Annotated in this window: 26 protein-coding genes and 1 riboswitch; of the genes, 10 read left to right on the top strand and 16 right to left on the bottom strand. The window is 70.5% G+C overall.

From position 1 onward, the window contains the following. Positions 1 to 41: 41 nt before the first annotated feature. The 6 genes from AB0I98_RS44955 to AB0I98_RS44930 form a co-directional block, all read right to left on the bottom strand. Entirely contained in the window at positions 42 to 1,055 is a 1,014-nt protein-coding gene (locus AB0I98_RS44955) for a hemolysin family protein (protein ID WP_362951864.1), read from the bottom strand. Then, entirely contained in the window at positions 1,052 to 2,386 is a 1,335-nt protein-coding gene (locus AB0I98_RS44950; protein WP_362951863.1) for a hemolysin family protein, read from the bottom strand. The genes AB0I98_RS44955 and AB0I98_RS44950 overlap by 4 nt, the downstream gene beginning before the upstream one ends. 172 nt (positions 2,387 to 2,558) lie before the next feature. Further along, positions 2,559 to 2,984: a GNAT family N-acetyltransferase gene (locus tag AB0I98_RS44945; RefSeq protein WP_362951862.1), complete on the bottom strand. Its 426-nt coding sequence runs from the start codon at positions 2,982 to 2,984 to the stop codon at positions 2,559 to 2,561. A gap of 61 nt (positions 2,985 to 3,045) precedes the next feature. Then, entirely contained in the window at positions 3,046 to 3,909 is an 864-nt protein-coding gene (locus AB0I98_RS44940; protein ID WP_362951861.1) for an LLM class F420-dependent oxidoreductase, read from the bottom strand. 46 nt (positions 3,910 to 3,955) lie between these two features. Continuing rightward, positions 3,956 to 6,565, bottom strand: a complete 2,610-nt coding sequence (locus AB0I98_RS44935; protein WP_362951860.1) for an ABC transporter permease — start codon at positions 6,563 to 6,565, stop codon at positions 3,956 to 3,958. A gap of 4 nt (positions 6,566 to 6,569) precedes the next feature. Next, entirely contained in the window at positions 6,570 to 7,394 is an 825-nt protein-coding gene (locus tag AB0I98_RS44930) for an ABC transporter ATP-binding protein (protein ID WP_362951859.1), read from the bottom strand. Between the two features lie 155 nt (positions 7,395 to 7,549). On the opposite strand from AB0I98_RS44930, the gene AB0I98_RS44925 reads away from it, so the two are divergent. Continuing rightward, positions 7,550 to 7,813 (top strand): toxin-antitoxin system HicB family antitoxin, encoded by a 264-nt coding sequence (locus tag AB0I98_RS44925; protein WP_210571094.1) that lies wholly within the window; start codon positions 7,550 to 7,552, stop codon positions 7,811 to 7,813. A 4-nt stretch (positions 7,814 to 7,817) separates the two neighbouring features. Then, positions 7,818 to 8,192 (top strand): fic family toxin-antitoxin system, toxin component, encoded by a 375-nt coding sequence (locus tag AB0I98_RS44920; RefSeq protein ID WP_362951858.1) that lies wholly within the window; start codon positions 7,818 to 7,820, stop codon positions 8,190 to 8,192. Here AB0I98_RS44920 and AB0I98_RS44915 read toward each other — a convergent pair. The 4 genes from AB0I98_RS44915 to bioB all read right to left on the bottom strand — a co-directional run bounded on the left by AB0I98_RS44915 (position 8,187) and on the right by bioB (position 12,126). Then, positions 8,187 to 8,876, bottom strand: a complete 690-nt coding sequence (locus AB0I98_RS44915) for a class I SAM-dependent methyltransferase (RefSeq protein WP_362951857.1) — start codon at positions 8,874 to 8,876, stop codon at positions 8,187 to 8,189. The genes AB0I98_RS44920 and AB0I98_RS44915 overlap by 6 nt on opposite strands. 122 nt (positions 8,877 to 8,998) lie before the next feature. Continuing rightward, on the bottom strand, positions 8,999 to 9,715 hold the full coding sequence (gene bioD, locus AB0I98_RS44910; protein WP_362951856.1) for a dethiobiotin synthase: 717 nt from the start codon (positions 9,713 to 9,715) through the stop codon (positions 8,999 to 9,001). Position 9,716: 1 nt separating this feature from the next. Continuing rightward, positions 9,717 to 10,997, bottom strand: a complete 1,281-nt coding sequence (locus AB0I98_RS44905) for an adenosylmethionine--8-amino-7-oxononanoate transaminase (protein ID WP_362951855.1) — start codon at positions 10,995 to 10,997, stop codon at positions 9,717 to 9,719. Next, positions 10,990 to 12,126 carry a biotin synthase BioB gene (bioB, locus tag AB0I98_RS44900; RefSeq protein ID WP_362951854.1) on the bottom strand — a complete coding sequence of 379 codons (1,137 nt, stop codon included), beginning with the start codon at positions 12,124 to 12,126 and terminating at the stop codon, positions 10,990 to 10,992. Before bioB ends, AB0I98_RS44905 begins: the two co-directional genes overlap by 8 nt. A gap of 147 nt (positions 12,127 to 12,273) precedes the next feature. Here bioB and AB0I98_RS44895 point away from each other — a divergent pair, with 147 nt between their 5' ends. After that, complete coding sequence (locus AB0I98_RS44895; RefSeq protein ID WP_362951853.1) at positions 12,274 to 13,401, top strand: 8-amino-7-oxononanoate synthase; 1,128 nt, start codon at positions 12,274 to 12,276, stop codon at positions 13,399 to 13,401. Positions 13,402 to 13,463: 62 nt separating this feature from the next. Here the strand turns inward: AB0I98_RS44895 and AB0I98_RS44890 are convergent, their stop codons facing one another. Both AB0I98_RS44890 and AB0I98_RS44885 read right to left on the bottom strand, forming a co-directional pair. Continuing rightward, positions 13,464 to 13,688, bottom strand: coding sequence for a DUF397 domain-containing protein (locus AB0I98_RS44890; protein WP_301978072.1), 225 nt, complete (start codon positions 13,686 to 13,688; stop codon positions 13,464 to 13,466). A 9-nt stretch (positions 13,689 to 13,697) separates the two neighbouring features. Continuing rightward, a complete protein-coding gene (locus tag AB0I98_RS44885) occupies positions 13,698 to 14,567 on the bottom strand; it encodes a helix-turn-helix transcriptional regulator (protein WP_362951852.1) in 870 nt (289 codons plus the stop codon). Between the two features lie 212 nt (positions 14,568 to 14,779). Here AB0I98_RS44885 and AB0I98_RS44880 point away from each other — a divergent pair, with 212 nt between their 5' ends. Continuing rightward, positions 14,780 to 15,241, top strand: a complete 462-nt coding sequence (locus AB0I98_RS44880) for an ATP-binding protein (RefSeq protein WP_362951851.1) — start codon at positions 14,780 to 14,782, stop codon at positions 15,239 to 15,241. A 66-nt stretch (positions 15,242 to 15,307) separates the two neighbouring features. On the opposite strand, the gene AB0I98_RS44875 is transcribed toward AB0I98_RS44880, so the two are convergent. The 3 genes from AB0I98_RS44875 to AB0I98_RS44865 all read right to left on the bottom strand — a co-directional run bounded on the left by AB0I98_RS44875 (position 15,308) and on the right by AB0I98_RS44865 (position 17,295). After that, positions 15,308 to 15,781, bottom strand: coding sequence for a C40 family peptidase (locus AB0I98_RS44875; RefSeq protein ID WP_362951850.1), 474 nt, complete (start codon positions 15,779 to 15,781; stop codon positions 15,308 to 15,310). Between the two features lie 3 nt (positions 15,782 to 15,784). Further along, positions 15,785 to 15,996: riboswitch (cyclic di-AMP (ydaO/yuaA leader) on the bottom strand. 348 nt (positions 15,997 to 16,344) lie between these two features. Beyond that, positions 16,345 to 16,653 carry a hypothetical protein gene (locus AB0I98_RS44870; RefSeq protein WP_301978068.1) on the bottom strand — a complete coding sequence of 103 codons (309 nt, stop codon included), beginning with the start codon at positions 16,651 to 16,653 and terminating at the stop codon, positions 16,345 to 16,347. A gap of 6 nt (positions 16,654 to 16,659) precedes the next feature. Beyond that, on the bottom strand, positions 16,660 to 17,295 hold the full coding sequence (locus AB0I98_RS44865; protein ID WP_362951849.1) for an ATP-dependent Clp protease proteolytic subunit: 636 nt from the start codon (positions 17,293 to 17,295) through the stop codon (positions 16,660 to 16,662). Positions 17,296 to 17,383: 88 nt separating this feature from the next. Here AB0I98_RS44865 and AB0I98_RS44860 point away from each other — a divergent pair, with 88 nt between their 5' ends. Continuing rightward, positions 17,384 to 17,662 (top strand): type II toxin-antitoxin system Phd/YefM family antitoxin, encoded by a 279-nt coding sequence (locus tag AB0I98_RS44860; RefSeq protein WP_362951848.1) that lies wholly within the window; start codon positions 17,384 to 17,386, stop codon positions 17,660 to 17,662. 89 nt (positions 17,663 to 17,751) lie between these two features. Here the strand turns inward: AB0I98_RS44860 and AB0I98_RS44855 are convergent, their stop codons facing one another. Continuing rightward, complete coding sequence (locus AB0I98_RS44855) at positions 17,752 to 18,747, bottom strand: ABC transporter permease (protein ID WP_362951847.1); 996 nt, start codon at positions 18,745 to 18,747, stop codon at positions 17,752 to 17,754. A gap of 124 nt (positions 18,748 to 18,871) precedes the next feature. Between AB0I98_RS44855 and AB0I98_RS44850 the strand changes: the two genes are divergently transcribed. The 5 genes from AB0I98_RS44850 (at position 18,872) to AB0I98_RS44830 (ending at position 22,716) form a co-directional block, all read left to right on the top strand. Continuing rightward, positions 18,872 to 19,501: a helix-turn-helix domain-containing protein gene (locus tag AB0I98_RS44850; protein ID WP_362951846.1), complete on the top strand. Its 630-nt coding sequence runs from the start codon at positions 18,872 to 18,874 to the stop codon at positions 19,499 to 19,501. Between the two features lie 151 nt (positions 19,502 to 19,652). Beyond that, positions 19,653 to 19,955 (top strand): urease subunit gamma, encoded by a 303-nt coding sequence (locus AB0I98_RS44845; protein WP_067256018.1) that lies wholly within the window; start codon positions 19,653 to 19,655, stop codon positions 19,953 to 19,955. A gap of 49 nt (positions 19,956 to 20,004) precedes the next feature. After that, complete coding sequence (locus AB0I98_RS44840; protein WP_210571111.1) at positions 20,005 to 20,316, top strand: urease subunit beta; 312 nt, start codon at positions 20,005 to 20,007, stop codon at positions 20,314 to 20,316. Beyond that, positions 20,309 to 22,030 (top strand): urease subunit alpha, encoded by a 1,722-nt coding sequence (locus AB0I98_RS44835; RefSeq protein WP_362951845.1) that lies wholly within the window; start codon positions 20,309 to 20,311, stop codon positions 22,028 to 22,030. Before AB0I98_RS44840 ends, AB0I98_RS44835 begins: the two co-directional genes overlap by 8 nt. An 11-nt stretch (positions 22,031 to 22,041) precedes the next feature. Beyond that, positions 22,042 to 22,716, top strand: a complete 675-nt coding sequence (locus AB0I98_RS44830; protein WP_362951844.1) for an urease accessory UreF family protein — start codon at positions 22,042 to 22,044, stop codon at positions 22,714 to 22,716. Positions 22,717 to 22,816 lie beyond the last annotated feature (100 nt).

The raw sequence follows: 22,816 nt of genomic DNA, 5'->3' as shown, positions 1-22,816 counted from the left end.
ACCCGTCGGTCGGTCGGCCTGTCCCGCCCGCCGGGCACCGGTCAGGTCCGCTGCCCGAACAACTCCCGCAGCACGTCCTCCATCGTCACCAGCCCCGCCAGCCGCCCGTCGTCGCCCAGCACCGCGGCGAGATGCGTACGGCTGCCCCGCATCGCGGTGAGTACGTCGTCCAGCGGTGTGCTGGCCCGCACGCGCGCGATGGACCGCATCTCCCGCACCTCGAACGGCAGGTCCCGCGGCATCTTGTCCAGCGCGTCCTTCACATGGAGATACCCGACGATGCGCCGCCCCTCGTCCACGACGGGGAAGCGGGAGAACCCGGACTCGGCCGACAGCCCCTCCAACCGCTCGGGCGTGACGCCCACGCGCGCGTAGACGACGCTCTCCAGCGGAAGCACGACGTCGTGCACGGGCCGTCGGCCCAGTTCCAGGGCGTCGTGCAGCCGCTCCCTCGCCCGCTCGTCGATGAGGCCGGCCTCGCCGGAGTCCCGGACCAGACGGGCCAGCTCGGCGTCCGAGAAGGTCGCGGTCACCTCGTCCTTGGTCTCCACGCGCAACAGCTTCAGCAGGCCGTTCGCGAAGGCGTTGATCGTGAAGATCACCGGGCGCAGCGTCCGCGACAGGGCGACCAGCGGCGGTCCGAGGACCAGCGCGCTGCGCACCGGCTCGGCCAGCGCGATGTTCTTCGGCACCATCTCGCCGAGCAGCATGTGCAGATACGTCGCCAGGGCCAGCGCGATCGCGAAGGACACCACGTGCCCGGCACCCTCCGGCACACCGAGCGCGTGGAACACCGGCTCCAGCAGATGCTCGATCGCCGGCTCCGCGACGACACCCAGGACCAGCGTGCACAGCGTGATGCCGAGCTGGGCCGCGGCCATCAGCGCGGACACATGCTCCAGACCCCACAGCACGCTCTTCGCCCGCCGGTCGCCCTGCTCGGCGTGCGGCTCGATCTGGCTGCGGCGCACCGAGATCAACGCGAACTCGGCGCCCACGAAGAAGGCGTTGACGACCAGGGTCGCGAAACCGATCAGAAGCTGTACGGCGGTCATCGCTCGCCCTCCCCGTCGTGTGCGTCGGCCAGCGGCGCATGCAGCAGCACGCGCGCGGCCCTGCGGCCCGACGCGTCGACCACGTCGAGTCGCCAGCCGACGATCTCGACACAGTCACCGACGGCCGGTATGCGGCCGAGCTCGTGCGCCACGAGACCGGCCAGCGTCTCGTACGGTCCCTCGGGCGCCCTCAGTCCGACGCGCGCGAGCTGGTCCATGCGGGCGGCGCCGTCCGCCGAGAACAGGGCGCGTCCGTCGTCGTCGCTGCCCGCGACGGCCAGGTCCGACGTCTCGTGCGGGTCGTGCTCGTCCCGCACCTCGCCGACGACCTCCTCGACGATGTCCTCCAGCGTGGCCACGCCCGCCGTGCCGCCGTACTCGTCGATGACGACGGCCATCGTGCGCTTGCCGGAGAGCCGGTCAAGCAGCCGGTCGACGGTCAGCGACTCGGGCACGAGCAGCGGCTCGCGCATGAGTTCCGCGACCCGTACGCGCGCCCGGCGCTCCGCGGGCACCGCCAGCACGTCCTTGATGTGCGCGGTGCCCACGACCGAGTCGAGGTTGCCGCGGAAGACGGGGAACCGGGACAGGCCCGTGGCCCGGGTCGCGTTCGCCACGTCCTCGCAGGTCGCCTGGACGTCGAGGGCGAAGACCTGCACGCGGGGCGTCATCACGTTCTCCGCGGTCAGGTCGGCGAGGTTCAGGGTGCGGACGAACAGTTCGGCGGTGTCCGCCTCCAGGGCGCCCTCCCGGGCCGAGTGCCGGGCGAGCGCCGCCAGTTCCTGCGGTCCGCGCGCGGAGGCCAGTTCTTCGGCCGGCTCCACGCCGAAGAGGCGCACGATCCGGTTCGCCGTGTTGTTGAGGTGCGAAATGAACGGCCGGAAGGCGGCGCTGAACCAGCGCTGGGCATTGCCGACGCTCTTGGCCACGGCCAGCGGCGACGAGATCGCCCAGTTCTTCGGCACCAGCTCGCCGACGACCATCAGCACCACGGTCGACAGGGCCGTACCCAGCACCAGGGCGATCGAGGAGGCGGTGGAGCGCGAGATGCCCATCGACTCCAGCGGGCCCGCGATCAGCGCGGCGATCGACGGCTCGGCGAGCATGCCGACGACCAGATTGGTGACGGTGATGCCGAGCTGCGCCCCGGAGAGCTGGAAGGTCAGGTTCCGTACGGCCTTCAACGCCCCCGCGGCACCCCGCTCGCCGCGCTCCGCGGCCCGTTCGAGTTCGCCGCGTTCGACCGTGGTGAGCGAGAACTCCGCCGCGACGAAGGCGCCGCAGGCCAGCGACAGCAGGATCGCCACCAGGAGGAGGAGCACTTCGGTCATCGGTTCACCCCCGTCCCATGATCGGGCAGAGCGGGGAGGATCGCGCGATGTCGTCTACTGGGAGGCTCGCCCATGGGCGGACGCTCACACCTTTCCGTGGAAACCGAAGGAGAACCGAAGTGGTCCGTGGTCCTCCAAGGGTAAAGGACGAGCAAAGATGCCCGGGTGGCCCCTACTCTCCGAAGGGCTTGATCCAGCGCCGCCACTGCTCCTGGGGCGTGTACCCCGCCGCGCGCCAGGCGTGGTGGGCGGTTTCGTTGCGCTGCAGCACCATCGCGTCCCCACGGCGCCCGCCGAGCCGCACGAACCGCCCCTCCGCGGCGGCCAGCAGCGCCGCACCGATCCCCTGACGGCGGCGGTCCGGATGCACCGCCAGCCGGTACAGATGGCAGCGCCAGCCGTCGAATCCCGCGATCACCGTGCCCACCAGCTCGCCGTCCTGCTCGGCGATGATCAGCGCCTCCGGGTCACGGTCGACCAGCCGCTCCACGCCGTTCCGGTCGTCGCTGATGCTCGTGCCCTCCGCGGCCGTCTTCCAGAAGGCCAGCACGGTGTCGAGGTCGTCGGGCCCGGCGGCCCGTATCCGCAGCTCAGTCATGGCGTGATCACATCACAGGCGCATCGTGTGGCATGTGACATTCCACTGTTCGGACAGACGTCTACCCGTCCCGCAACGCCCCGATCACCGGCGCGAACGCCTCCATGTACGGCTCCAGGACCGTCAGATACGAGAGCCCGTACCGCTCCCGCTGCGCCCGCACCTGCGCGGTGATCTGCTCCAGGGTGCCGACGAGAAGGAGGGGCAGGTCGAGTGCCTGCTCCAGTGTCAGGTCCGGCACCCGGTCGATGAGCGGCCGCACGACCTCCGCGCGGTCCTCCGTCACGGTCACCATCTGGATCAGCAGATTCAGCTCGGCCGGCTCCTTGCGGCCCTCGGCCAGCCGCCGGTACAGGGCGATGCGCTCGTCGAGTTCCTCGGGAGAGATCGGCAGCAGCTGCCCCGTCGTGCTCCCCGGCACCGCACGCGCCGCGGTGAAGGCCGCGATGTCCGCGTGCTCGGCGGTCATGCGCATCATGCGGTCGCCGTTGCCGCCGATCATCAACGGCACCCGCTCGTCCGCGTCGAGCAGCCGGTCCAACTCCTCGACCGTGTGCTGAAGATGGTCCACGCGCGCGCGTGGCGTTCCGTACGGCAGTCCGGCAGCCTCGTGCTCCGCCTGTACGTAGCCGGTGCCGAGCCCGAGTTCGAGGCGTCCGCCGGTCAGCGCGTTCGTCGTCGCCACCTCGCGGGCGAGCAGCGTCGGGTTCCAGAAGCCGGCGTTGAGCACGAACGTGCCGAGCCGTGGCCGCTCGGTCGCTTCGGCGGCGGCGACCAGCGCCGGGAAGGGCGCGACCATCCCGAGGTGGTCCGGGACCAGGATCACGTCGTAGCCGAGCTCCTCGGCCCGGCGGCACTTGGCCCGCCACTCCGCAGCGGGGGCAGGGGTGATCAGACTGACACCGAAGCGGAACGGGCGCGGCATGAACTCTCCTCGGCTCGAAGCGACTTGAGTGCGTGCCGCGATTCCATCACTCGTGCGCGATCGCCGCCAGCACATTCATGCGGGATGCACGCAACGCGGGCAGCAGGGCCGCCACCACGCCCACGACCGCCGAGCCGATCACCACCGCGATGATCGTGGTCCACGGGATCGCGAACGCCTGCATGCCCTGCAGCGCCAGCACCTGCTGGGTGCACACGCCCCACACCAGTCCCAGCGCGAGACCCAGGACCGCGCCGAACACCGCGATCACGACCGACTCCAGCCGGATCATGCGGCGCAGCTGGCGCCGGGCGAGTCCGATGGCCCGCAGCAGGCCGATCTCCCGGGTCCGCTCGACGACCGACAGAGCAAGGGTGTTGACCACGCCGAGCACCGCGATGATGATCGCGAGCCCGAGCAGCGCGTACACGAGGTAGAGCAGGACCGCGATCTGGTCGTGGACCAGCTCCTTGTAGTCGGCGATGTCGCGGACGTCCACCTGCGGATACGGATCGAGCGTCGCCTCCAGATTCGCGCGCAGGTCGTCGGCGCTCGTGCCGGGGGAGGCATTCACGTACACCGCGGAGTCCTGGCCGCCCGGCGCGTACCGCTCCATCGTGCCCATGCCGAAGAACAGCCCGCCTTGCGTCCCGAACCCGTCGGCAGAGTCCTGGTCGGTCAGCGCGCCCACCGTCAGATCGGCCGTACGTCCGCCCTGGAACTCGAGCGGGACCGTGCTGCCGACGCGCACGCCGTGGTCCCGCGCGAAGTCCCGGTCCATGGCGATCCGCCCCTGGGCCAGCGCCGCCGCCGAGTCGCCCTGCGCGTACGTGATGTTGGCGACGTCGTCGAGCCGGGGATCGTACGCCCCGGCCGTCGTCTCGACGCGGTCCCCGTCCGGGAGGCTCACCGCGACCGGTGTGAGCCGTGAGCGCACGACGAGCCCGACGCCGTCCGTGGCCTCCACCCGCTTGGTGACCTCCTCGGGGAAGGGCACGAAATTGGCGTTCTGTACGACGAAGTCGGCGCCCAGAGTCTTGTCGATCTGCTCGTCGAACGACTTGGTCATCGAGGCGCTCGCCACCGACATCCCGCCGACCAGCGCCAGCCCGACCATCAGGGCCGCCGCGGTCGCGCCGGTGCGGCGGGGGTTGCGCAGGGCGTTGCGCTGGCTCATCCGGCCGACCGAACCGAACAGCGCCGGGAAGGCCCCGCCGAGGACCCGGATCACCGGACGCACCAGCAGCGGGCCCGCGATGACCGTCGCGATGAGCGTCAGGACGACGCCGAGGCCGAGCAGGGAGGCTGCCGACGATGTCTCCGTCGCCGTGGCACAGCCCACCAGCGCCGCCGCGCCCAGCGCCCCGACGACCGCGCCCACCACCGCGCGCACCCGCAGCGGCTTTCCCACGTCGGCGATCTCGGCGTCCGCGAGTGCCGCCATCGGCGACACACCCGCCGCGCGCCGGGCCGGGAGATACGCCGCGACGAAGGTGACGCCGAGGCCGACGACGTACGCCGAGACGGGTGTCGCCACGCCGATGACCATGTCGGCGGACCTGATGTTCATGCCGAGCAGGCCCATCAGCTCGATGAGCCCGACGGCGAGCCCGATGCCGGTGGCGAGGCCGAGCGTGGAGCCGACGAGGCCCAGCAGCAGCGCTTCGGTGAGGACCGAGCGGCGCACTTGGCGCCGGTCGGCGCCGAGCGCCCGCAGCAGGCCCAGTTCCCGGGTGCGCTGGGCGATCAGCATCGAGAAGGTGTTGACGATCAGGAATACACCGACCAGGACGGCGATCCCGGCGAAGCCGAGCATCACGTACTTGATGACGTCGAGGAAGCCGCCCAGTTGCTCGACGTCCGACTCGGCCTGCTCGTCGGCGGTGCGTACTTCGTAGGGATCGGGATCCTTGGGGATGACGATGGTGTCGGGGGGGTCGGGGTCGACGCCGAGCGCGTCCGCCACGCGCTGCTGGAGCTGCGCGTCGCTGACACCCTCGGCCGCGTCGAGCGAGATGCTCGTGGCCCCCTCCGGATTGCCCAGGAGCCTGGTCTGCGCGGTCTCGGTGTCGAAGAAGACCAGGGCGGCACCGGGGTTGGTGGTGGTGAACGTGGCGATGCCGACGACCTCGGCCTTGAAGGAGCCGGGCGCGGCGATGATTGTGAGCGTGTCTCCGATCGCCACGTCCTTGCTGTCGGCGGTGTCCGCGTCGATCAGGAGCTGGTCCGGCCCCTCCGGGGCGTGACCGGAGGTCAGTTCGACGGGGCTGCGCTCGGTCGGGTTCCAGGCGGTGCCGATCGTGGGGGCGCCGGTGGTCGGGCCCACCGACTCGTTGTCCTCGTCGGCGACGGTGATGCCCTCCACTTCCACATCCGGACGTGCCGCCGCGACGCCGTCGACCTCGGAGAGGCGGTCGACGAGCGAGATCGGCAGGGTCAGGGTCTGTCCCGAGGGGATCGTCTCGTCGAGGTTCTCCTTCGGGCTGACGGTGACGTCGGCCGCGGTGGAGGCGAAGAGCCGGTCGAAGGTACGGCTGACCGTGTCCGAGAAGATCAGGCTGCCCGCGACGAACGCCACGGACAGGATCACGGCCAGCGCGGACAGCAGCAGCCGTCCCTTGTGGGCGAGAAAGCTCCGGAGCGTCGCCTTGAGCACGGGGTCAGTCCTCCTGGGAGGGCGCGGCGTCGTCGTACTGACCGCGGATCACGTCGAACCGCTTCATGCGTTCCAGGACCGCCTCCGCGGTCGGTCGCTCCATCTCGTCGACGATCCGTCCGTCACCGAGGAACAGCACCAGGTCGGAGTGGGCGGCGGCGCCCGGATCGTGGGTGACCATGACGACCGTCTGCCCGAGGTTGTCGACGGCGTCGCGCAGAAAGCCGAGCACCTCGAGCCCGGACCGCGAGTCGAGGTTGCCGGTCGGCTCGTCGGCGAAGATCAGCTCGGGGCGGGAGGCGAGCGCGCGGGCACAGGCGACGCGCTGCTGCTGGCCGCCGGACAACTGCGACGGCCGGTGCGTCAGCCGGTCCCGCAGTCCGAGTGTGTCGATGACCTGGTCCAGCCACTTCTCGTCGGGCTTCCTGCCCGCGATGTCCATGGGCAGCGTGATGTTCTCGGCCGCGTTCAGCGTCGGGATGAGGTTGAACGACTGGAACATGAACCCGATCCGGTCCCGCCGCAGCCGGGTCAGCTCCCGCTCCCTGAGCCCCGTGATCTCCGTGTCGCCGAGCCACACCTGACCTGCCGAGACGGTGTCCAGCCCCGCCAGACAGTGCATCAGCGTGGACTTCCCGGAGCCCGACGGCCCCATCACCGCCGTGAACCGGCCGCGCGTGATGTCCACGTCCACCGAGTCGAGGGCGAGCACCGTCGTCTCGCCCGAGCCGTACGCCTTGGTCAGACCGCGGGCGCGGGCCGCGAACCCGTCGGCCGAGGCCTGCTCCACAGCAGAAGCGGACAAGGCTGCCTCCTCGATTCGGGACATCGCGACTTCCTTGTCAGGCCCGAGCGTAATGTGATCCGGCACACACTCGGTATCCCCCTTGGGTGCCGTTGGGCCCTGGTCCGTCTCCACCCATGGGATGAGCCCGTCGGGATGAGCCCTTGCCGCCGCTAGCATTTCGGCGCTAGCTTTGAGGCATGGCGAAGACCCAGCTGAACGTACGCGTGGACGAAGGCACCGCCCGCGCGGCTCGCGAACGTGCCCTGGCCCGCGGCATGAGCGTCAACCGCTACATCGAAGAGCTGGTCAGACAGGACACCGGGGAGGTCGGCCACACGTTCGTGGAGGCCGCCGCCGACTTCATGAAGCAGTACGAGTCCGTGTTCGCCGAAGAGTTCGGCCCGGACCGTGAGGGCACACGCGAAAGCCGTCCCGCAGGCACACGCGAAGGTCGCCGCTGATCCGTTGAGCAACCTCAGAATCGACCTTGCCTGGCTCCTCATGCTCGCCGAACAGAACACGCCCGGAGACCCCCAGGTCACCGACTGGGGCGCTCTGGTGGCCGCCGTCGCACGCCATGAGGCCGAGATATTCGACGTCCCTGTCTACGACACCCCACAGGCCCGCGCCGCCTCGCTGCTGCAACTGCTGATCCACGTGCCCGCGCTGGAGCGCTCGAACGCCCTGTTCGCCTCCGCCGTCGCCTACGCCTACCTCGTCGCCAGCGGCCTGAAGGTCGTCACCTCCCCGGAGCAGGTCCGCGACCTGGCCCGGCTGGTCAAGAGCGGTGAGGCCACGGTGCACGACATCGCACAGGAACTGCGGCAGTGGAGCCTATGAGCCGACCGTAGGCCGCCACGCCGTGCCCAGAACGCAGTACGAGGTCGGCAGTGTCGGCCCGTTCTCCGGCATCAGCACCCGCCGGTACGGGCCGAGTTCGAACCCGGCGGCCCGCAGTCCGGCGATCGGGTCCCGGGCCACATGGCAGCCCCCGTTCAGCCGCGGCCACACCGTGCTGTCCAGCGCGCGCTGCGTGAAGCGCATCACCCGGCCACCGCCGCTGCCGTGCTCGAAGAACCGCACGGCGCCGCCGGGCCGCAGCACCCGCCGTACCTCGCCGAGCGCCCGCGAGACGTCCCGCACACTGCACAGCACCAGCGACAGCACCACCGCGTCGAAGGCCTCGCTCTTGACCGGCAGCGCCTCCGCCGCACCCGGCACCACATCCACCGGCACCTCGGCGCGCAGCGCGGACTCCACGGCCAACTGCCGCAGCAGGCGCTCCGGTTCGATGGCGACGACCTCCGAGACCGCGCTCGGATAGTGCGCGAAGTTGAGGCCGTTGCCCGCGCCGATCTCGATCACCCGCCCGGACAGCCCGGACAGCATGCGGTCACGGACGGCGCCCATCCCCATGCGTGACTCGGCGGCGACGCTGATACGGGCGTAGTACCGGGCGAACAGCGGATGGTGCACGGGGTCCCGTGACACCTTGCCGGAGCCGGTAGCGGGCCGTTGCGGCATGGCGACCTCCTGGGCGGATGGAGTGCCCTACCGCGATTGTCCCCCGTACGCGCCCCGCGCACCCCCCGCCGTTCGCGGGTCGCGGTCAGGAGACGCGGGTCTCCGTCAGGATGCGGTTGGAATCACGGCGCCTCGCGCACCCGGAACGCCTCCGCGTCCCACATGCCCTCCAGTCGCGGTGCCAGCCAAGTGGGCGCCGCCGCACGGAAGTCGGCGGGTTCGAGCGCGGCGGCCCCGGCGGGCAACGCGCCCAGCAGCGGGGCGTCGGCGACGATCGGCAGGTCCGCGAGATTGCAACGGGATGCCAGATCGGGCGCCTTGGGCCAGCTGCCGATCACGATCCCCGCCAATTCCAGCTGGCGGGAGCGGATTTCGCGTGCCGTCAGTTCCGTCGTGTTCAGCGTGCCCAGCCCCGCCGTCGCCACGACCAGTACCGGCGCAGCCAGCATCCCCGCCGCGTCCGCCAGCGTGCCGCCCGCCGGGTCGAACCGTACGAGAAGCCCGCCCGCTCCCTCCACCAGCACCAGATCGTGCTCGGCGGCCAGCTTGGCGGCGGCCTCGGCGATGTCGTGCGGGTGGACCGGCACACATCCGGCACGTCGCGCGGCCGTCGCCGGCGCCAACGGGTCGGGATACCGGGCGAGTTCGACCGCCGTCACGGCACCCGCGAGCCGCGCGACCTCGTCGGCGTCCCCGCGCTCGTCCGGTCGTACGCCCGTCTGCGCGGCCTTCAGGACGGCCACCGACCGCCCGGCCGCGAGCGCTACGGCGGCGACGGCGGCCGTCGCGACGGTCTTGCCGACCTCCGTGCCCGTGCCCGTGATCACCAGGACCGGCATGTCATCCCTCCCGCGCCGCCGCGCACACCGCGCGCGCGATCCGTGCGACGTCCGTGTCGCCCGTGACATACGGCGGCATGGTGTAGACGAGGTCGCGGAACGGCCGCAGCCACACGCCCTCGCGCACGGCCGCCGCCGTGGCCGCCCTCATGTCCACCGCGTGGTCGAGCTGGACGACCCCGACGGCGCCGAGGACCCGGACATCACGGACACCCGGGAGCGCCGCGGCCTCGGCCAGCCCCTCCCGCAGGCCCGCCTCGATCCGCTTGACCTCCGCGAGCCAGTCCTGGCCGAGCAGCAGCTCGATCGAGGCGCAGGCCACCGACGCGGCCAGCGGATTGCCCATGAACGTCGGACCGTGCGCCAGCACCGGCACCTCGCCCTGCGAGATGCCCTCGGCCACCCGGGAGGTGCACAGGGTGGCGGCCATCGTCATATAGCCGCCGGTCAGCGCCTTGCCGACGCACATCACATCGGGCGTCACCGCCGCGTGCTCCGCCGCGAACAGCGCGCCCGTCCGCCCGAACCCCGTAGCGATCTCGTCAAACACCAGCAGTACGCCGTACGCGTCGCACGCCTCACGCAGCACCCGCAGATACGCGGGGGAATGGAACCGCATCCCGCCCGCGCCCTGCACCACCGGCTCGACGATCACCGCGGCCAGGTCGTCGGCGTGCCGCTCGATCAGCGCGCGCAGGTGGTCGGCGTACGCCTCGTCGTACTCCGTCGGCGGCGCGTCGGCGAACACCTGGCGCGGGAGCACGCCGGTCCACAGGTCGTGCATCCCGCCCTCGGGGTCACACACCGACATCGGCTGCCAGGTGTCGCCGTGATAGCCGCCGCGCCAGGTCAGCAGGCGCTGCTTCGCCGGGCGGCCGAGCGAACGCCAGTACTGGAGGCACATCTTGACCGCGACCTCGACCGACACCGAACCGGAGTCGGCGAGGAAGACATGTTCCAGGCCGTCGGGCGACATGTCGACAAGGTGCTTCGCGAGCCGTACGGCGGGCTCGTGGGTGAGCCCGCCGAACATCACATGGCTCATCCGGCCGAGTTGCTCGCGCGCGGCCTCGTCGAGTACGGGGTGGCGGTAGCCGTGGATCGCCGACCACCAGGACGACATGCCGTCGATCAACTCGCCCGCGCCGTCCGCGAGTTTCAGCCGGACCCCACTCGCCGACTCCACGACGAGCGGCTCCACCACGCCCGGCATGGGCCCGTACGGATGCCAGACGTGCCGCCGGTCGAGGTCCAGCAGCTCGGGGACGGTCAGGTCAGGCATTGGGCGCGAGATCCGTTCCGGCGCCCCGGCGGCGTACGGCGACGAGGTCCGTACGGGCCTCGTTGACCTGAGGTCCTTCGGCTGCGGAAGCACACGCTCCGCCGCCCTCGTGACATCCGCCGCCCACCCGGTGCTCCGGCAGCGTCACCTGGTCCGAGCCCTCCACCTCGAACCCGGCGTCCGCGATCATCTCCAGGTCCGCCTGGCCTGCCTGGCCCTCGGTGGTCAGATAGTCGCCGAGGAAGATCGAGTTGGCCAGGTGCAGGGCGAGGGGCTGCATCGTGCGCAGATGGACCTCACGGCCGCCCGCGATCCGCACCTCGACGTCCGGGCAGACGAACCGCACCATCGCGAGGATGCGCAGACAGCGCTGCGGGGTGAGGTGCCACTCCTTGGCGAGCGGGGTGCCCTCGACCGGGATCAGGAAGTTGACCGGAACCGAGTCCGGGTCCAGCTCACGCAGCGAGTAGACGACGTCGACCAGGTCCTCGTCCGACTCGCCCATCCCGGCGATCAGGCCCGAGCAGGCGGACAGCCCGGCCGCGTGCGCCTTCTGCACGGTGTCGACGCGGTCGGCGTAGGTGTGGGTGGTGGTGATGTCGCCGTACGTCGCCTCGGAGGTGTTGAGGTTGTGGTTGTAGGCGTCGGCGCCGGCCTCGCGCAGCCGCTCGGCCTGGCCGTCGGAGAGCAGACCGAGACAGGCGCACACCTCGACGCCCTCGTTCTGCTCCTTGATCGCCTTGATGGTGCCCGCGACCCGGTCCACGTCACGGTCGGTGGGACCGCGTCCGGACGCCACCAGACAGACCCGCTTGGCACCTCCGGCCAGCCCGGCGGCCGCCGCCTGGGAGGCCTCGTCGGGCTTGAGCCAGGTGTACTTCAGGATCCCGGTCGTGGAGCCCAGCCGCTGGGAGCAGTAGGAGCAGTCCTCCGGGCACAGGCCGGACTTGAGGTTGACGAGGTAGTTGAGTTTCACCCGTCGGCCGAACCAGTGCCGGCGTACCTTGCCGGCCGCGGCCACCACATCGAGCAGGTCGTCGTCGGAGGTGGCGAGGACGGCCAGTGCTTCCTCGCGGGTCGGCCGCTCGCGCCGAAGCCCCTTGTCCACCAGCGTGTTCAGCAGGTCCATGAGGTCCGATCCTGTCCTACGGAACCGCCCCGGGCCAAGGAGAGATCGGACAACAGAGGCGGTTCGACGTGTGGGTATTGCCACATCCTGGGCGGCTGGCCCGGCGACTACTGTCTGTGCACTGCCTACAAAAGCCCCGGAGGAGTCATGGCGTTCGGCTGGATCGACGAACAGGCGGAGCTGCGCCGCCGCGCCGGACTGGTACGGACCCTGCGGCCCCGCCCCGCCGACTCGCCGCTGCTCGACCTCGCGAGCAACGACTACCTGGGGCTGGCCCGCCACCCCGAGGTCGTCGAGGGGGCCACCTCCGCGGCCCGCACCTGGGGCGGCGGCGCCACCGGCTCCCGCCTGGTCACCGGCACGACCGCGCTCCACGCCGAACTGGAACGCGAGCTGGCGGACTTCTGCGGCTTCGAGGCGGCCCTGGTGTTCTCCTCCGGCTACGCGGCCAACCTCGCCGCGGTCACCGCGCTGGCCCCGCACGGCTCACTGATCGTCTCCGACGCCGGCAACCACGCCTCGCTGATCGACGGCTGCCGGCTGGCCCGCGGCACCACCCAGGTCGTCGCGCACGCCGACCCGGACGCCGTACGCAAGGCACTGCGGACCCACGACGGGCCTGCCGTCGCCGTGTCCGACACGGTCTTCTCGGTCGACGGCGACGCCGCCCCGCTGACGGAGCTCGCGACGGCATGCCGGGAGCACGGCGCCGGTCTGGTCGTCGACGACGCCCACGGTCTCGGCGTCCTGGGCGACGGCGGGCGCGGCGCCCCGCACGCGGCGGGACTCGCGGGCGCGGACGACGTCGTGGTGACGGTCACGCTGTCCAAGTCGCTCGGCAGCCAGGGCGGCGCCGTACTCGGACCCGCCCGGGTCATCGAGCACTTGGTCAACGCGGCCCGCACGTTCATCTTCGACACGGGCCTGGCCCCCGCCGCGGCGGGGGCGGCCCTGGCGGCGCTCAGGCTGCTGCGCCGCGAGCCGGAGCGGGCGGCGCGGGCGCGTGCGGTGGCACGCGAACTCCACACACGCCTGACCGCCGCGGGTCTGGAAGCGGTACGTCCGGACGCCGCGGTCGTCTCCGTGCGCGCGCCGTCCCCTGAGGGCGCCGTGCGGTGGGCGGCCGACTGCCGTACGGCAGGTCTCGCCGTGGGCTGCTTCCGTCCTCCTTCCGTGCCCGACGGCATCTCACGGCTGAGGCTCACCGCCCGAGCGGACCTCTTCGAGGACCAGATCGAGCGCGCTGTGGAAGTGATCGGCGAGACGCGACCATGAGTCGGCGTGACATGGCCGTGCGTCGCGCGAACTGATTCAAAGGGGTCGCGAGGTGCGGGCGATCACCGCAACGCGGCCGTGAATCCCGCCCAGCTCTCGGGGGAGAAGAGCAGCGCGGGTCCGGCCGGGTCCTTGGAGTCGCGTACGGCCAGCAGCCCGGCCCCCGGGCCGGACAGCGGCCGGGCCGTCTCGACGCAGTTGTTCGCTCCCGTGCTGTAGCTGCTGCGCAGCCACTGCACACCGTGCAGTTGAGTACTGGAAGTGACGTTCCGAGGCAGTGCAGACATGGTGCCTCCTTACACGCCGGCACCTATCCCGGCGATGTAGTCCAACGAGTCCTCGGGCGAAAGGGCGTGGAACTGAAGGGTGTTGAAGGCCTCGGTGTAGGCCTGGAGGTCTTCTTTCCGCTCGAGGTAGAGGCTACTCGTCAAGTGGTCGAGAACAACCACATCCAGATCAGAAGTGCTCGAAAATGAGAAGATAACGAAAGGCCCGGTGATACCGATGTGGGCACCGGCCGCGAACGGCAGGACCTGAAGCCGCACTTGGGGGTAGCGAGCCGCCTCGATCAGCCGCTCCAGCTGCCGTGCCATGACGTCCGGCCCGCCGATCTCCCGGTGCAGCACCGCCTCGTCGAGCACCGCGCTCAGCACCAGGGGCGGCCGCGAGCGCAGCACGTCCTGCCTGGCCAGGCGCACTTCCACCAGTGCGTCCAGCCGGTCGTCTGCGTCCTCGTCCAGCCCGCCCACCGCGGCCCGGGTCACCGCCCGCGCGTACTCCGGCGTCTGCAACAGCCCCGGAACGACGGAGGTCTCCAGCGTGCGCATCGCGCTGGCCTGGGATTCCAGGCTGATGAAATCCCGGTACGTCGGCGGCAGCACGCCCCGATACGCATGCCACCAGTGGTGCCGCCCGGCACTGTCGTCCTGTCCCGCCAACACCAGCAGCAACTCCCGTAGTTGAGGATCCGCCACTCCGTAGGCGTCCAGGAGTAACCGCACATCGGCCGGTTTCACCCCGCTCGCGCCGGTCTCGATGCGGCTCACCTTCGACTGGTGCCAGCCCACGAGCCGGGCCGCCTCGCCGCTCGTGAGCCCGGCGCCGGTGCGCAGCGTGCGCAATTCGGCGCCCAGTTTTCGGCGGCGTACCGCGGGACCGTGCTGCATGGGCTCCTCCTTACTCCTTCCGGGCCGCCCAAATACGGTCTGCCGTCGCAGAGTTCACCGCTTCGAGCGACAGATATATGCATATCTTGGTGGATCGCACCCGTGACCGGCCCGGTGATGGCAGTCTGGCGACGAAGCACCAGTCCGGGACCGTACTCGAACCCTCCGCTCCATGTCGGACTGCGGTCCCGTGGGAAAGGGACGACGTCGCCATGGCAGACCATCTGGAAGCATCCGTCACTCTGCCGAGCGATCCCGCCTCGGTCTCCGCAGCCCGCACCTACGTGGTCGGCACCCTGGCGGAATGGGGACTGCCGGCCGACACGGAACTGGCCGACACCATCCGCCTCATCGTCTCGGAACTCGCCACCAACGCCGTACAGCACACGTTCGGGCAGTCACCCACCTTCACGGTGGACCTCGAACTCGACCGTGACGAGCACCTGCGCATCGGAGTCACCGACAGCCATCCGCGTTTTCCCAAACGACTGCCCGCGGCCGTCCAGCAGGACAACGGCCGCGGGCTCGTGATCATCCGTTGGCTGACCGCCGAGTTCGGCGGCAAGCTGAGAATCCGGCCCACCCGGGAGGGCGGCAAAACGGTCTCCATCGAACTGCCGTGGACGGTACCGGCGCGGCCCGTGACGACGACAGCGGTACAGCAGGACCCTTAGAAATCAGGTCCGGTGTGGGATGACGCGGTGGCGGCGCGTCAGGGCGCCGCCACCGCGTCGCTCAGGTCACTTGACCCGGCCGTACCAGACGCTCCTGGTCCAGATCTTCTGCAGCCTTACGACGTCCCCGGTCTTCGGGGAGTGCCAGATCTTTCCCTTCCCGGCGTAGATGCCGACGTGGTACACGTTCGAGCCCGAGTGGAAGAAGACCAGGTCTCCGGCCTTGCGGCTCTTGGCCGAGATGTGGCGCGTCTTGTTGTACTGCTGAGCGGCCGTCCGCGGCAGGCTCTTGCCCGCCTTCTTGTACGAGTACAGCGTCAGCCCCGAGCAGTCGAACCGGCGCGGCCCCGTGGCGCCGTACTTGTACGGCGAGCCCTTCTTGGAAGCCGCGACCTGGAGCGCCTTCGTCGCCGGAGTGGCGGCCGCGGCGTCTGAGGAGAGACCCGGCACCACGACGGAGCCGCCCACGGCGGCCAGGGTGAGGGCCGAGGCCGTACCGGCCCGGGCCATCAGCGACGGGACACGATTGAGCGCAGTCATGCGCAACCCTTCGTCAGCCGCCTGTGAAGGATGACCTGTCGGATTCGGGCTGGCGAAGTTGCCCGGCCGCTGACGCGGCTTCACCCCAAGGGCTGCTCGACCCGGTCATGGCGTGACCGTTCCGGCGACCCGTCGTGCTTGGGTCCTCCACTCCTGCCGATCCACTTCTGTCGACCGGTCATCCGGGCGGCGGCAGGATTCGGCGTCCGCCCGGACCGCCCCGCCGCTGCGGCGGGGGCTTGTCGTCAGACACGGATCTTCACTCACGCGTGAGCGAAATACCCAATGGAATCGGTGATTTGTGGTGTTACTCACCACTCACCCGTTCGGGTGGACACCCCTGTGTTCGGGTGGATGTCGAGGGCGCCACGGACCCCCGGACCAGCGCGAAAACCTCTCATCCGCGCCGGAGGCAAGCGGGTTGCGCAACCCCGTCGGTCGCAAAAAACGACAAACATCTACTCCGAACAGGGGTACGTCATTTGGTCCGTTTGAGCCCCGGTCCGGACGACTCGCCGCGGTGGCGAACGCCCGGACCGGAGGCGGGATTCGTCAACAGTGCGTCAACTGTCGGAGCGCGGCGGCACGATGACACGCGCCGTCCGGCGCTCGCCGTCCAGCACGCGCAGCGCCCGCGTGAGCGTCGGGGCGTGCAACTCGGTCTCGCCCCGCTGGTGCATCAGCGCCAGCGCGTCGCGCAGCTCGGTCGCCTTGGACACCAACGCCTGGGCGGCGCGCAGTCCGCGGTAGGTGTCCCCGTGGTGCGCCGGGTTGATCCGGCCCAGCAGGTCGACCACATCGAGATAACGGTCGATCAACTCGCCCTCGGCGCGCGTGAGGGCGGGAAGCGGCGGGAGTTCGGGTGGGAGCACGGGCCGTCACTTCCCGGTGGGCGGAGCCATGGTGTCCTTGCGGCTGGGGATGATCCGGTCCACCAGCCCGTAGTCCACGGCCTGCTGCGCCGTGAGGATCTTGTCCCGCTCGATGTCGGCGCTCACCTGCTCGCGCGTGCGCCCGGTGTGCCGTACGAGCATCTCCTCCAGGCGGGCCCTGATCCGCATCAACTCCTCGGCGTGGATGGCCAGGTCGCTGGCCTGTCCCTCGATCGGCTCGGGCAGCCCCGGCTGATGGATCACCATGCGCGCTCCCGGCAGCGCGAACCGCTTGCCCGGTGCGCCTGCGGCCAGCAGCACGGCGGCGGACGCGCCCGCCTGGCCGAGGCAGATCGTCTCCACGTCGCAGGTGACGTACTGCAGCGTGTCGTAGATCGCCGACATCGCGCTGAAGGAGCCGCCGGGGGAGTTGATGTAGAGCGAGATGTCCCGGTCGGGGTCCTGGTACTCGAGGTGCATGAACTGCGCCATCACGTCGTTCGCCGAGGTGTCGTCGATCTGGGTGCCGAGAAAGACGATCCGCTCCTCCAGCAGCTTCGAGTACGGGTCCATCGTCTTCTGCCCGAAGCTGGTGCGCTCCGTGAACTCGGGCAGGACATAGCGGGCGGACGGTCGGGTCATGACGAACCCCTCCTCGGCAGAGCTGTCTCTGTAAAAAATGTACAGGACGTACTGAACGAGCGTGAGGGGGTCCCCGTAAGCTGGTGACATGGCCTACGAGATTCCGGTGACGCAAGCCAGGGCTGAGCTCGCCGACCTGATCAACAAGGTGGTCTACGGCGGTGAGCGCGTCGTCGTGACACGGCACGGCAAGCCCCTCGTCGCCCTTGTCTCCGCCGCCGACCTCGAACGACTCGAGCAGCTTCCGGAGCCCGCTGATGAGCAGGTGATCAGCTCGGTCTCCGCCGTCCGCGAACTTGCCTCGCCTCCCCGCGAACGGCAGCGGTTCGGCATCGCTGCGGAGCATCGGGGGGGCGATCAGCGGTAGCGCTGCTGGCTGCGGGTCGGTGGGGGCTGGTCGCGCCCACGCGGCGGAGCCGCATATCGATACAGCCCCGCGCCCCTATCGGGGCGCTGTCAGCTGACCGGCGATAGCTCGCGCTCCCCCTTCGGCGTGTCCTTCTTCGTGCGCCTCTTGAGCGCGTTCCCGAGCAGTACCGCGCCCAGGCCCAGCACCGCCCACCAGGTCAGTGTCAGTGCGGGTCCGGTCGCCGCCGCGCCGTCGAAGAAGGACACCGAGCGCAGCAGGGTCGTCCCCGCGCCGGGCGGCAGCCACTGGCCGATCGTCCCGGCGGGCTCCGGCAGCATCTGCGGGGCCGAGGCCGCCCCGGACCACGGGTTGCCGAAGAGCATCACCACACCGGCGGCGAGCCCCGTTCCGGCGGGACCGATGAGCGCGGTGAGTCCGGCGACGGCGCCGCTCACAGCCAGTGTGGCCAGGCCGAGCGAGCCGGCCTCCGCCCACCAGTCACCGGTGAGGACGTTCAGCCAGCTGTCCGCGATCGCGGTCGCCGCGATGCCGACCAGGGCGGCGGCGCCGATCAGTGCGGCCACGGCGCGCAGTCCGCGCAGCCCGAGGAGGGTCACCGCCGCGCCGGCCGCCATGCCGGCCAGCGCGAGCGGCAGCACGCTCGCGTTGAGGGCCGCGCCGCGTGGATCGTTCTCGGGGGCGGGTGCGACGTCGACCGTCCTGACCGGGTTCATGTCGGCGGACGCCTGTTGCAGGAGTTGCGCGACGACCGGGCTCGCGGCCGTGGAGGTCAGGAGGGCGGGGCCTTCGGGGGTGACGACGATCGCGCCGTATACGGTCCGGTCCTCGATGGCGTCCCGGGCGGCGGCCTCGTCGGCGTAGCGATGGACGTCGAACGCGCCTTCCTTCTGCGCCAGTCGCTCCTCCACCTGCGTCGTCGCGGCGGCGGGCCCGACCACGCCGAGCGGCAGGTCGTGCGGCGCGGTGCGGGCGGGGGGCCAGGCGAAGGCCCACAGCGCCAGTGCCGCGACGACCGGGACGAGCACGAGGATCGCGAGCAGGCGGCGGGTGTGTGACGGGGCTGACGCGGTGACGGTGGACATGGGTTTCCCCCTCGAATCGGCGAGGTGCGGCTAAAAAGAAGGATCGTTCGTTTTTGCTGTGGCACCACCGTCTTGCGGATGCCGTGTCTTGTCAAGAAGGAATGTTCGTTTTACTTTTGGCGTCATGGCCCGCGTATCCCAGGCACACCTCGACGCCCGCCGCCGCCAGATCATGGACGGCGCCGCCCGCTGCTTCGCCCGTAACGGCTTCCATGCCACGTCCATGCAGGATGTGCTGAAGGAGGCGGATCTCTCGGCCGGTGCGGTGTACCGCTATTTCAGCGGGAAGGACGAGCTGATCACTGCGATCTTCACCGAAGTGCTCGGGGAGGTGCGCATGTTCTTCGAGGCCGCCGCCGAGCAGGCCCCGCCCCCGCCACCCGACGTCCTGATCGGCTCGGTGCTGGGCCGGACCTATGGTGCGCGGGCCCATCTGACCGTCGACGGCGAGCCGGTGTTCCCGCGGCTGATCATCCAGGTCTGGGCGGAATCACTGCGCAACAAGGATCTGGCCGCCGTCATGCTCGAGGGATTCGGGGCGATTCGCGCGGCCTGGGGGCGGATTGTCGAGGCATACCAGGACGCCGGGATGATGCCGAGGGACGTGCCCGCGGATGATGTCGCGCGGACCATGATCGCCGCCGTGCAGGGGTTCATCGCCCAGCAGACGATGTTCGGTCCAGCCCCCGTAGAAGTCCTCCAGGGCGGCCTGCGGGCGTTGATGGGCGTACGGGATCCGCAGCCCGAAGCCTGATGGATCACAGCCCGGTTAACGTGCCCGAAACTCGTGACAACGTGCCTGAAACTCCTCCCAACTAGCCTGCCCATCCACGCCACCAGGCACTTTGCCCCGTGGCCGCGGCAACCGGACCCGCACGGTCCGGAGCGAGGATGAGAGGTGGGACGTGCAACTGACCCCGCACGAGCAGGAGAGGCTGCTCATCCACGTGGCGGCCGACGTGGCCGAGAAGCGACGGGCCCGCGGCCTCAGGCTCAACCACCCCGAGGCGGTCGCCCTCATCACCGCGCACATCCTCGAGGGCGCCCGTGACGGACGTACGGTCGCCGAGCTCATGGCCTCCGGGCGCAAGCTGCTCACCCGCGACGACGTCATGGAAGGCATCCCCGAGATGATCCACGACGTCCAGGTCGAGGCGACCTTCCCGGACGGCACCAAGCTCGTCACCGTCCACGACCCGATCGTCTGAGGGGCCGGCCGATGAATCCCGGAGCGCCCAAGAATCCCGGAGTGAGCCGATGATCCCCGGTGAGATCCTGTTCGCGGACGAGCCCGTTGTGTACAACGAGGGCCGCGAGGTCACCAGCCTGACCGTCCTCAACGCCGCCGACCGGCCCGTCCAGGTCGGCTCCCACTACCACTTCGCCGAGGCCAACCCCGGTCTGGACTTCGACCGCGCCGCCGCCCGCGGCAAGCGGCTCAACATAGCCGCCGGTACGGCCGTACGATTCGAGCCCGGCATCCCCGTCGACGTCGAACTCGTCCCCCTCACCGGCGCCCGTGTCGTGCCCGGGCTGCGCGGGGAGACCGGAGGTGCCCTCGATGCCTGAGATCTCGCGTGCCGCGTACGCCGACCTGTTCGGCCCGACCACCGGCGACCGGATCCGGCTGGCCGACACCGATCTGCTGATCGAGATCGAGGAGGACCGCAGCGGCGGGCCCGGACTCGCCGGTGACGAGGCCGTGTTCGGCGGCGGCAAGGTCATCCGCGAGTCCATGGGCCAGTCGCGTGCTACGCGCGCAGACGGCACCCCGGACACGGTCATCACGGGCGCCGTGGTGGTCGACCACTGGGGGATCGTCAAGGCCGACATCGGCATCCGCGACGGCCGGATCACCGGCATCGGCAAGGCCGGCAACCCCGACACGATGGACGGGGTGCACCCCGACCTTGTCATCGGCCCCGAGACCGAGGTCATCGCGGGCAACGGGCGGATCCTGACGGCCGGCGCCATCGACGCACACGTCCACTTCATCTGCCCGCAGATCGCCGACGAAGCGTTGTCCTCCGGCACCACCACGCTGATCGGCGGCGGCACGGGCCCGGCCGAGGGCTCCAAGGCGACCACGGTCACCCCCGGCCCCTGGCATCTGGCCCGGATGCTGGAGGCGATGGAGGCCTACCCCGTCAACTTCGGCCTGCTGGGCAAGGGCAACACCGTCTCCCACGAGGCGATGCTGTCGCAGATCCGTGGTGGAGCGCTGGGTCTGAAGCTGCATGAGGACTGGGGGTCCACGCCGGCCGTCATCGACGCCTCGCTGACCGTGGCGGATCAGACGGGCATTCAGATCGCCATCCACACGGACACCTTGAACGAGGCCGGTTTCGTGGGCGACACCCTCGCCGCGATCGCCGGACGCGGTATCCACGCGTACCACACCGAGGGCGCGGGCGGCGGGCACGCGCCCGACATCATGACCGTGGTCTCCGAGCCGCATGTGCTGCCGAGCTCGACGAATCCGACGCGGCCGTTCACGGTGAACACCGCCGAGGAACACCTCGACATGCTGATGGTGTGCCACCACCTGAATCCGGCCGTGCCGGAGGATCTCGCCTTCGCCGAGTCCCGGATCCGGCCGTCCACGATCGGCGCCGAGGACATCCTGCACGACCTTGGCGCCATCTCGATCATCTCTTCGGACGCCCAGGCCATGGGCCGGGTCGGCGAGGTCATCATGCGGACCTGGCAGACGGCGCATGTGATGAAGCGGCGGCGGGGTGCGCTGCCGGGTGACGGTCGCGCGGACAATCGTCGAGTACGTCGCTATGTCGCCAAGTACACGATCAACCCGGCGCTCGCGCAGGGCCTCGCGGGCGAGATCGGCTCCGTCGAGAGCGGCAAGCTCGCCGACCTCGTGCTGTGGGAGCCGGCGTTCTTCGGCGTCAAGCCGCAGCTCGTCATCAAGGGCGGGCAGATCGCGTACGCGCAGATGGGCGACGCGAACGCCTCCATTCCGACCCCGCAGCCGATCCTTCCGAGGCCGATGTTCGGCGCGATCGGGCGGGCGCCCGCGTCCAACTCGGTCAACTTCGTCGCGCCGTTGGCGATCGAGGACGGGTTGCCGGAGCGGCTGCAGCTCGGGAAGTCGTTCGTCGCCATCGCGTCGACGCGTGCCGTGACCAAGGCCGACATGCGGGAGAACGACGCGCGGCCGCGGGTGCGGGTCGACCCCGACAGCTTCGCCGTGCACATCGACGGGGAACTGGTCGAGGCGACCGCCGCCGCCGAACTGCCCATGGCCCAGCGTTACTTCCTCTTCTGAGGCCGGGTCCTATGTCCAGGGCAGCGCTTCTCGTTCTGGCCGACGGCCGGTTTCCCGCCGGGGGGCATGCGCACTCCGGTGGGGCCGAGGCCGCGGTCAAGGCCGGGCGGGTCACCGGGGCGGCGAGTCTGGAGGCCTTCTGCCGGGGGCGGTTGCATACGGCGGGGCTGGTGTCGGGGGCGCTGGCGGCGGCCGCCGCGGTGGGGGTCGATCCGGTGGCGCTGGATGCGGCGGCGGATGCGCGTACACCGTCTGTCGCGTTGCGTGTTGCCGCGCGGAAGCTGGGGCGGCAGTTGATGCGGGCCGCTCGGGCTACGTGGCCGTCTTCCGAACTCGACGCGCTGGCACGGGAGTTTCCCAAGGGGGCGCATCAGCCGGTGGTGCTGGGGCTTGCGGCGCGGGCTGCCGGGTTGGGGGCTGTGGACGCGGCGTACTGCTCGGTGTACGAGTGTGTGAGCGGGGCTGCGAGTGCGACCGTGCGGTTGTTGAGTCTAGATCCGTTCGATGCGACGGGGGTTTTGGCGCGGTTGGCGCCTGAGATGGACCTGGTGGCGGATCGGGCGGTGGAGGCGGCTCGGCGGGTGGCCGATGAGGGGGTCGGGGGGTTGCCCGCGGGGTCGGCTCCGTTGTTGGAGATCGGGGCGGAGGTGCATGCGGCTTGGGCTGTACGGCTGTTTGCGTCCTGAGTTTGTTTCGCCCCCGCCGCCCCTACCCGTCCCATCCCTGGGGGCTGCGCCCCCAGACCCCCGCTTCGGCCTGAACGGCCTCGTCCTCAAACGCCGGACG

This window comes from Streptomyces sp. NPDC050211 (assembly GCF_040656035.1).
Lineage (GTDB): Bacteria > Actinomycetota > Actinomycetes > Streptomycetales > Streptomycetaceae > Streptomyces.
This window is presented reverse-complemented; position numbering and strand designations above follow the sequence as displayed.